A 9,009-nucleotide genomic window follows, 5' to 3' on the forward strand; every position below is an offset into this window, starting at 1 on the left:
AGGCGCTGGGGCGCACCCTGCCCCCGTCCTACGTGGCATGGCTGCTGGAAAACAATGGCCGCGCCCTGGGCGCCTTATGCGTGTTTCCCGTCTACGACGCGGAGCATGCGCGCAAGACGTGGGAATCGATAAGCCGTCACTACAACACGGACTGGCAGGAATGGCTTGCGCATGCAGACGGCGACGATGGCGCCGCCCTGCTGCCCTTCGCCCGGTTCGGCACGGGCGACTACTATTGCCTTGACTATGCGCAAACGGGACCGTCGGGCGAGCCCGTGGTCGTGCTGTGGTCGCATGAAACAGGGGCCGCCACCATGGTGGCGCCCGACTTCGCTGCATTTCTCGCACTACCCGGGCGTCCCGGCTGACGCGGGACGCCCGGCACGGCCTTACTTGACGGGACGCCAGGTCAGGGGATAACGGTAGACGACGCCATTGCTGGCCTTCACGGCGGCAATGATGGAAAACACCAGATTGCCCAGCGCCACCAGCCAGAACATGAAAATGCCGATGATGACGAAGGTCAGGATGAAGCAGACGATGTACCAGAGAATCAGGGTAATCTGGAAATTGAGCGCTTCACGGGCATTCTCGGCCGAGAACTTGTCCGCATCATCCTTCTTGATCAGATAAATGATCAGCGGCGCCACCCAACTGGTGAACAGGCCGCCAATATGGGACAGGATGGCGATCGTCGTATCTTGCGTACGACCCACTTCCGGCTGCGAGTTTTCCATTATCATTCCCATCATTAGTTATAGATACACCAATATAACAGTAATATTTCTTTTTGGAATGAAACACTTGTTTGCAGCAGGGATTTTTTTCTCGGCTAAGCCTCTCGGCTAAACCGTCGCCGCCAGCGCCAGCGCCAGCCGTCCCAGCGTGGCGATGGCCGCCTCCAGCTGCGCGCTCCACGGGTGGCCGTAATTGAGGCGGATACAGTGGCGAAATGCGCGCGTGGCCGAAAAGATGGGGCCGGGCGCGATGCTGATGCCGGCCGCCAGCGCGCTGCGGTGCAGGGCCAGCGCATCGACGCCCACGGGCATCTCAACCCACACGAAATAGCCCCCTTGCGGCCGCGTGACCCGCGTGCCGGGCGGAAAATGCACGGCGATGGCCTGCAGCATGGTGTGTTGCTGCGCCGCCAGGGTCAGGCGCAGCTGGCGCAAGTGGCGGTCGTAGCCGCCCTGCGCCAGGTAGTCGGCCAGCGCCATCTGCAGCGGGATGGGCGCCGACAGGCTCGTCGTCAGCTTCAGGCGCTCGACCTGGCGCGCATGGCGGCCCGCCACGGCCCAGCCCAGGCGAAAGCCCGGCGCGAGCGTCTTGGAAAACGAGCTGCAGTGCATGACGAGGCCCGCGCCGTCATGGCTTTTCGTCAAGCCAGGACGCTGCTTGCCGAAATACAGCTCGCCATACACGTCATCCTCGATCAGCGGCACCGCATGGCGCGCCAGCAATTCCACTAGCGCGCGCTTCTTTTCCGGCGACATCAGGCTGCCCAGGGGATTCTGGAAATTCGTCATCAGCCAGCACGCCTTGGGACGGTGGCGCAGCAGCAGCTCTTCCAGCGCCGCCAGGTCGACGCCGTCGCGGGGACTGGTGGCGATCTCGACGGCCTTGAGTTCCAGCCGCTGCAGCGCCTGCAGACAGGCGTAGAAACTGGGCGACTCGATCAGTACCGTGTCGCCGGGCCGCGTGACGGCTTGCAGGCACAGGTTCAGCGCTTCCAGCGCGCCATTCGTGATGACGATGTCGTCGCTGGAAACGGGAACGCCGTCGAGCTGGTAGCGCAGGGCGATCTGGCGGCGCAGTTCGGCATTGCCCATGGACAGGTCCGTCACCGTGCTCCACGGGTCGAGGCGGCGCATGCTGGCCGAGACGGCCCGCGCCAGCTTCTCCATCGGAAACAGATGCGGACTGGGAAAGGCCGAGCCAAAGGGCACGATGTCGCGCGCGCCCACGGCGCCCAGCACTTCGAACACGAGGTCGCTGACATCGACGGTGGTGCTGGCGGCGGCGGGGCTGGAACTGTCCGGCTCGGGCGCCAGCGCGGCGCGCTGCGGCGCCACGTAATAGCCGGAACGGGGCCGCGAGACGATCATGCCGCGCGCCTCCAGCAGATAATAGGCTTGGAACACCGTCGACGGGCTCACGCCCCTGCGCGCATGCTGCTGGCGTACGGAAGGCAGCCTGTCGCCGGGCAGCAGCAGCTGCGTGGCTATCATGGCGGCGACCTCGTCCGCCAGCACTTCATATCGCTTCAAGCGCACGCCTGCCTCTCCCAAAACTGATCCGTAGTTTTTCCGCACAACTGATCCTGTTCCAATATCAGCACACAGTATATCCTTGGCAATGATGCCAGCAGCCCCGGCCAGCCCAGACAGGTGACACTTACATGCGATTTCCCATTTCCAGGCTCTCTTTTCTCCTTGCCGGCATGGCGGCCCTGCTGCCCGCCCCGGCCACGGCGGCCACGGTGCCGGACAGCCTGGAGCAGCGCATCAAGGCGTGCACGGCCTGCCATGCGCAGCAGGAAAAGCATGACGCCTTCTTTCCCCGCATCGCCGGCAAGCCGGCCGGCTACCTGTACAACCAGCTGCTGAACTTTCGCGAGGGCCGGCGCCAGTATCCGCTGATGAACTACATGGTGGAGCACCTGCCGGACGACTATCTGCGCGAGATCGCCGCGTATTTCGCGGCGCAGCACCCTGCCCCGCCGCCGGCCCAGCCCAGCGGCGCCGGCACGGCGGCCCTGGCGCGGGGCCGGCAACTGGTGCTGCAGGGTGATCCCGGCAAGAAGATTCCCGCCTGCATCGCCTGCCACGGCCAGCAGCTGGCCGGCGCGGCACCCGCCATCCCCGGCTTGCTGGGCTTGCCGCGCGACTACATCAACGCCCAGCTGGGCGCGTGGAAGAACGGCATCCGCCGCGCCCAGGCGCCCGATTGCATGGCGCAGGTGGCGCAGCGCCTGTCGGACGCGGACGTGGGCGCCGTGTCGGCCTGGCTGGGCACGCAGGTGGCCAGCGCCGAGGCGCGCCCCGCCGGCAGCATCGCCTTGCCGCTGCCCCTGCACTGCGGCGGCGTCCCCGGTTCCACGGCGCAGGTGGCGCCATGAAAAAAGCCCTCATCGCCATGGCCTGCGTGGCCATCGCCGCTGCCGGCGCCCTGTTCCTGCTGTATCCGGGCGACGACCCGGGGCCGCCGGCTGCCGCCAGCACCCTGACCCCGCAACAATTGATCGAACGCGGCGCCTACCTGGCCAAGGCGGGCGACTGCATGGCTTGCCACACGACACGGGGCGGCGTCGCCTACGCGGGCGGCCGCGCCCTGCAGACGCCGTTCGGCAAGGTGCTCTCGCCCAACATCACGGCGGACAGGGAAACGGGCATCGGCAGCTGGACGGCCGACGATTTCTGGCGCGCCCTCCACAACGGCAAGTCGAAGGATGGCCGCCTGCTGTATCCCGCCGTCCCGTACACCAACTACACCAAGGTGCGGCGCGAGGACAGCGACGCATTGTACGCGTATTTCCAGAGCGTGCCGCCGCACCGGCAAAGCAATCAGCCGCATGCGCTGCGCTTCCCCTACGACCAGCAGATCGCCCTGGCCGCCTGGCGCGCCCTGTATTTCAAGCCGGGCGTGTACCAGCCGGCAAGGGAAAAGAGCGTGGAATGGAACCGCGGCGCCTACCTGGTGCAGGGCCTGGGCCACTGCAGCGCCTGCCATAGCAGCCGCACCACCCTGGGCGGCAGCGACGACGGCCTGTCGGGCGGCCTGATTCCCGTGCTGGGCTGGTATGCCCCGTCGCTGACGTCGGACGCGGAAGCGGGCCTGGGCGACTGGGACATGGCGCATATCGTGGAATTGCTGCAAACAGGCATCTCGCCCCGCGCCACCGTCTTCGGCCCCATGGCCGAAGTGGTGCGGCAAAGCCTGCAGCACATGGAGACAGGCGACGTGCAAGCCATGGCCGTCTACCTGAAGAGCCTGCCCGCTCCCGCGCAAGCGGTCAAACGGCCGCCGCGCGACACGTCGGAGCGGGCCAAGCAGCAGCTGGCGCTGGGGGCGAAACTGTATGCGGCGCAATGCGCCAGCTGCCACCAGGACGATGGCAAGGGCGTGCCGCCCGGCTACCCGCCGCTGGCCGGCAACCGCGCGCTGACGACGGAGTCGGCCGTGAACGCCATCCGCCTCGTGCTCAACGGCGGCTTCGCGCCCGGCACCAAGGGCAACCCGCGCCCCTACGGCATGCCGCCGTTCGGCCCCGTCATGGACGACGCGGAAGTGGCGGCCGTGGTGACGTATCTGCGGGCCTCCTGGGGCAATGATGCGCCGGCCGTGAGCGCCCTGGAGGTGAACAAGTACCGCAGCGTGCCGCTGGAGTAGCGCGCCTGAAAAACGTCCATGGCGGCGTTGCATCTCCTTGCCGTACTATTCGTACTGTCTGCGTCGATGCGCCTTGCCCTGAACGTTTTGCAGGCGCGCCGCCTAGGAAAATAAAAAAACCGGCCAGCGCCGGTTTTTTCATGTTCGCACAGCCGCTCTCAGCGGAACTTGCTCTTGTGTCCCGTCTTGAGGTCCAGCGCAAAGCGCACGCCGTTGTCCGTCAGCATGACTTCATCGGGCGGCTCCTCGCCGGCCAGGGCGCCGTCGATCAGGGGCAGGCCTTCGCCTTTGCGCATCAGCTCGTTGCACCGTTCGTACACGTTCGCGCAGCCCGTCGAGGCCATCAGCGATTGCACGATGGCCACTTTCCACGCATCGACGCCGCCCGCGTTGAATTCGCAGATCAGGTAGCCCTGCACGCCGCCGAACAGCTGCACCACCAGGCCCGGCAAGCCTTCGTCCTCGCCCTTGATCAGGGTCAACAGCTGGCTGTCGCCCGCCTTCTTGATCGCCGGCAGCTTTTTCTCGATGGCGGCCTTGACGCGGCGCTTGATCAGCGCGTGGTCGACGGGCTCGTCTTCCTTGAAGCTCCAGATGCGCGCGCGGATCTGCGACTTCGAATTGTAGGCGGCGCGGGCGATGAATTGCTTGGACGAGCTTTGCACGATGGCCGTCGAGCCGGGCTTCATCTTTTCCTGCGGCTTGCCGTCGACTTTTTCAATCGCGGAAGCGTAAATCCACGATTGGCCCAGCAAGCTCTTTTCCTTGCCCTGTTTGATGGTGATGATCAGCATGTAATTCCAGTAGTGGGACCGGCGCGTGCCGGTCGTCGTATGTCCAATACCGGCATGATACCTCAAGCCATCCTGTCGCATCCTCCTGCATTCTGTGCCGCCGGCCTTGCAGTCTGTCGCAGCACGGTACGCAGGAGCGCCCCGCTGCCCTACCATGCACGCATACCAATTCCAAACAGGGAGCAAGAATGACATACGCCACTTTCCATCACCGTCCTGCCCGCGCCGCGCGCGCCCTGCTGCTGGCCGCCTGCGCCCTGGCGCTGCCCGCCATGCCCGTGCTGGCCTCGCCGCTGGACTGGATTTCCGGCGACAGCATCCAGGGCAGCGGCAAGCTGCAGAAGCAGGCGCGCGAAGTGGGCAGCTTCAATGGCGTGGCGCTGAACGTGCCGGGCAATGTCGAGTTGCGCATCGGCAACACGGACAGCGTCACCATCGAAGCGGACGACAACATCCTGCCGCTGATCGACACGGCCGTGGAAAACGGCACCCTGCGCATCCGGCCCGCCAGGCGCAATGCCAACTTCCGCCAGACCCGCCTGACCATCGTCATCCAGGCGCGCCACGTGGAGCGCGTCAGCGTGGGCGGCTCGGGCAACATCACGGCATCGGGCCTGCGCGGGGAAAGACTGCGCTTCGACGTGGGCGGCTCCGGCTCCATCGACGTGCGCGACCTCGACGGGCGCATGGTGGCCGTGGCCATCGGCGGCAGCGGCAGCTTCAAGGGCCAGGGCAAGACGGAGCAGCTGACGGCATCGATCGGCGGCTCGGGCAATATCCAGGCGGGCCGCCTGGCCGCGCGCGACGTGCAGGTGAGCATCGGCGGCTCGGGCGCGGCCGAAGTGTGGGCCAGGGACGAGCTGACCATCAGCATCGGCGGCTCCGGCGAAGTGAGCTACTACGGCGAGCCGCGCATCAGCCGCAGCATGCAGCGTTCGAGCAGCATCCGCCACCTGGGCAGCGCACCGAATTAAGCGCCCGCAATGACAAAAGCCCGGAGCGATCCGGGCTTTTTGCGTTTCAGGCAGTCAACATCAGCGGGCCGGCTTGACCGGTTCGCGGTCGATCAGCACCGTGTTGACGCTGTCCGTCAGCCAGATCTGGCCATCCTGGATCGTGCATTGCAGCTGCATGGTGCGCTGCGCCAGCTTGCTCATCTCTTGCGCCGCCTCCGATGGCAGGTTGATCACGGTCAAGTTCTTCGCCCGTTCCAGCTTGTTGGCGATCTGCTTCCACCAGATGTGGCTCGTTGCGCCATAGCTGTAGACGATGACCTGCTCGGAACGGCCGCAGGCCTTCAGGATGCGCTTCTCGTCGGGCTGGCCCACTTCGATCCACAGCTGGATGGCGCCCGTCAGGTCCTTCTGCCACAGGTCAGGCTCTTCCGTGTCGAACAGGCCCTTGGTGAAGGTCAGCGCCTCGTCGGCGTGGATGGCGAACGCCAGCAGGCGCACCATCATGCGCTCGTCCGTCTCGGACGGGTGGCGCGCCAGGGTCAGCGCGTGATCCTGGTAGTAATTGCGGTCCATGTCGGCGATCTGCAGATCGGCTTTGAAAATTGTTGCTTTAAGGGCCATCGTGTTTCTGTCTCGGTAAAAAGTGATGATGAAGTCGGTATCAGCGGAAAACCACGGTCTTCTCGCCATTTTTCAGGATGCGGTGCTCGACGAACCATTTCACGGCCCGTGCCAGCACCACGCACTCGACGTCGCGGCCGATGGCCGTCAAGGTGTCCGCATCCATCGCATGGTCGACGCGCTCGACGTCCTGCTCGATGATCGGGCCTTCGTCCAGGTCGCCCGTGACGAAATGGGCCGTCGCGCCGATCAGCTTGACGCCGCGGTGGTGTGCCTGCGCATATGGCTTGGCGCCCTTGAAGCTGGGCAGGAAGGAATGGTGGATATTGATGGCGCGGCCGTCGAGCGCCTGGCACAGGCCGGGCGACAGGATCTGCATGTAGCGCGCCAGCACCACCAGGTCGATCTTGTGGGTGTCCATCAGCTCGATGATCTTCGCTTCCTGCGCCAGCTTGGCCGCTTCCGGCGCGCCCGTGGCCAGCGGCAGGTGGTGGAAGGGAATATTGTAGCTGGCCGCCAGCTGGTAGAACTCCATGTGGTTCGACACGATGGCGGGAATTTCCACGTTCAGCAGGCCGCTCTTGTAGCGGAACAGCAAATCGTTGAGGCAATGGCCGATCTTCGACACCATCAGCATCACGCGCGGCTTGACGCGCGCGTCGTGCAGCTGGCCGTGGAAGGGGCCATTCACCTGCATGGCTTGCGACAGTTCGGCGAAGTCGCCGCGCAGCTGGGCGTCGCTGATGGCGCCGTCTTCCAGCGCGAAATGCACGCGCATGAAGAACAGCCGGGATTCCTGGTCGCCGAACTGGGCGGAATCGAGGATATTGCAGCCGCGTTCGGCCAGGAAGCCGGAGACGCGGTGCACGATGCCGCGCTGGTCCAGGCAGGACAGGGTCAGGATGTATTCGGGATGCGTCATGGTCGCGGAATCAGGTCAAAAAATAAGGCGGTGCTCGGCTCAGCCACGCGCGCCGGCCATCGGCTGCGCTGCCGCGAGCCGGCTATTGTCGCACGGCTGGGCCGCTCAACCCGCATTTTCCACACAGTGAGCATGGCGGCCTGCGGCGGCACGCTGATTCACGTTCCTTTGATCTGGCGCAAAACCACTGCATTTTTCCATCGGCCAGGCGCCGTTCTGCCCTGAAACCGGCATCGGGCGTGGAACCTGGCGCGCCCTGCGGCGTCTATCCCTTTGCTTGTTACGGCATACGTCGCATCCGGTACGCCGGGTGTTTCTCGGACCAGATTTTCATTGAGGTAGAACATGTTCACAGACAGCATCAATCCCAGTCTCAGCCCCGCCCTGAAGTCCCACCTGGAAGCCCAGCTCAACTTCGCCACAGAACTGTCGCGCAAGCTGTTCGATACGGCGCAGCAAATGAGCGAGCTCCACCTGCGGCTGGCGCAAGACCTGCTTCAGGAATGGGGCCGCGCCAGCCAGCAGCTGCTGTGCGCCCGCGACACGGGCGAGTTCATGTCGCTGGCGGCGGCCCAGCTGCAGCCGGGCAGCGACAAGCTGCGCCAGTACCAGCAGCAGCTGGGCAATCTCGTCGCCAACGCCAACGTCGAAATGAACCGGGCAGCGGAAACGCATATCCCCGAAGCGAGCCGCACGGCTGCCGCCTTCGCCGACGAAGTGGTGCGCAAGACGGCCGAAGAAACGGAAAAAGCCACGCAGCGCCAGCGCGAACTGATCGAAAAAATGCATGCCGGCGACCACCGCGATGGCGCCGGCCGCAAGCGCGATACCAGCCCGCAACCTGACCAGGCACGTTGACCGCCTGATCCCCACCCGACCGCAAGGAGAACAGCATGGCTAGCAATCAAGGAAACGAACAAGGCAAGGGCGCCGGCAGCAGCCAGAAGGCCAGCGATGCCGCCAGCACGAAGGGCACGAGCAAGCGCGGCTTCGCTGCCATGAATGAAGAGCAGCAGCGCGAAATCGCCAGCAAGGGCGGCCAGGCCGCCCACCAAAAGGGCACGGCGCACGAATTCGATTCGGAAGAGGCGCGCCGGGCCGGGCAGAAGGGCGGCGAAGCCGTCAGCCGCAACCGCGAACACATGGCGGAAATCGGCCGCAAGGGCGGCGAAAGCCGGCAATCGGCCCAGCGCGCCAATGAAAGCCGCAGCGGCACGGCGGCGCGCAGCGGCAGCGCCGAGGCGAAGACAGGCAGGCAGGACAACAAGGGCGAGGAGGACAAGGGCTGAACTGCGGGGCACGCCTGCGCCGGGCGTGGCGGCGCGGC

General features: G+C 65.5%; 11 protein-coding genes. 6 read left to right on the top strand and 5 right to left on the bottom strand.

Going from position 1 to position 9,009, the window contains the following annotated elements; translation table 11 throughout:
- Positions 1–368 (top strand): SMI1/KNR4 family protein (locus tag EBS11_RS27200; RefSeq protein ID WP_290608422.1); only part of this gene is annotated, 368 nt, incomplete at its 5' end.
- A gap of 21 nt (positions 369–389) precedes the next feature.
- Here the strand turns inward: EBS11_RS27200 and EBS11_RS27205 are convergent.
- A complete protein-coding gene (locus tag EBS11_RS27205; protein ID WP_290608424.1) occupies positions 390–737 on the bottom strand; it encodes a DUF4870 domain-containing protein in 348 nt (115 codons plus the stop codon).
- A 108-nt stretch (positions 738–845) separates the two neighbouring features.
- Positions 846–2,267 (bottom strand): PLP-dependent aminotransferase family protein, encoded by a 1,422-nt coding sequence (locus EBS11_RS27210; RefSeq protein ID WP_290608426.1) that lies wholly within the window; start codon positions 2,265–2,267, stop codon positions 846–848.
- A 173-nt stretch (positions 2,268–2,440) separates the two neighbouring features.
- On the opposite strand from EBS11_RS27210, the gene EBS11_RS27215 reads away from it, so the two are divergent.
- A complete protein-coding gene (locus EBS11_RS27215) occupies positions 2,441–3,118 on the top strand; it encodes a c-type cytochrome (protein WP_290608441.1) in 678 nt (225 codons plus the stop codon).
- Positions 3,115–4,389 carry a c-type cytochrome gene (locus tag EBS11_RS27220; protein WP_290608428.1) on the top strand — a complete coding sequence of 425 codons (1,275 nt, stop codon included), beginning with the start codon at positions 3,115–3,117 and terminating at the stop codon, positions 4,387–4,389. Before EBS11_RS27215 ends, EBS11_RS27220 begins: the two co-directional genes overlap by 4 nt.
- Positions 4,390–4,547: 158 nt before the next feature.
- Here the strand turns inward: EBS11_RS27220 and EBS11_RS27225 are convergent, their stop codons facing one another.
- A complete protein-coding gene (locus EBS11_RS27225; RefSeq protein WP_290608430.1) occupies positions 4,548–5,183 on the bottom strand; it encodes an SAM-dependent methyltransferase in 636 nt (211 codons plus the stop codon).
- Positions 5,184–5,371: 188 nt separating this feature from the next.
- Here EBS11_RS27225 and EBS11_RS27230 point away from each other — a divergent pair, with 188 nt between their 5' ends.
- Positions 5,372–6,157 (top strand): head GIN domain-containing protein, encoded by a 786-nt coding sequence (locus EBS11_RS27230; protein ID WP_290608432.1) that lies wholly within the window; start codon positions 5,372–5,374, stop codon positions 6,155–6,157.
- 60 nt (positions 6,158–6,217) lie between these two features.
- On the opposite strand, the gene EBS11_RS27235 is transcribed toward EBS11_RS27230, so the two are convergent.
- Positions 6,218–6,760: a YaeQ family protein gene (locus EBS11_RS27235; protein WP_092801035.1), complete on the bottom strand. Its 543-nt coding sequence runs from the start codon at positions 6,758–6,760 to the stop codon at positions 6,218–6,220.
- A 40-nt stretch (positions 6,761–6,800) separates the two neighbouring features.
- Complete coding sequence (gene purU, locus EBS11_RS27240) at positions 6,801–7,682, bottom strand: formyltetrahydrofolate deformylase (protein ID WP_290608435.1); 882 nt, start codon at positions 7,680–7,682, stop codon at positions 6,801–6,803.
- A 345-nt stretch (positions 7,683–8,027) separates the two neighbouring features.
- Here purU and EBS11_RS27245 point away from each other — a divergent pair, with 345 nt between their 5' ends.
- Both EBS11_RS27245 and EBS11_RS27250 read left to right on the top strand, forming a co-directional pair.
- Positions 8,028–8,540: a phasin family protein gene (locus EBS11_RS27245; RefSeq protein WP_290608437.1), complete on the top strand. Its 513-nt coding sequence runs from the start codon at positions 8,028–8,030 to the stop codon at positions 8,538–8,540.
- Between the two features lie 35 nt (positions 8,541–8,575).
- Positions 8,576–8,971, top strand: coding sequence for a KGG domain-containing protein (locus EBS11_RS27250; protein WP_290608439.1), 396 nt, complete (start codon positions 8,576–8,578; stop codon positions 8,969–8,971).
- Positions 8,972–9,009: the final 38 nt, after the last annotated feature.

It is taken from the genome of Janthinobacterium sp., from assembly GCF_009923995.1.
Classification (GTDB): Bacteria; Pseudomonadota; Gammaproteobacteria; order Burkholderiales; family Burkholderiaceae_D; genus Janthinobacterium.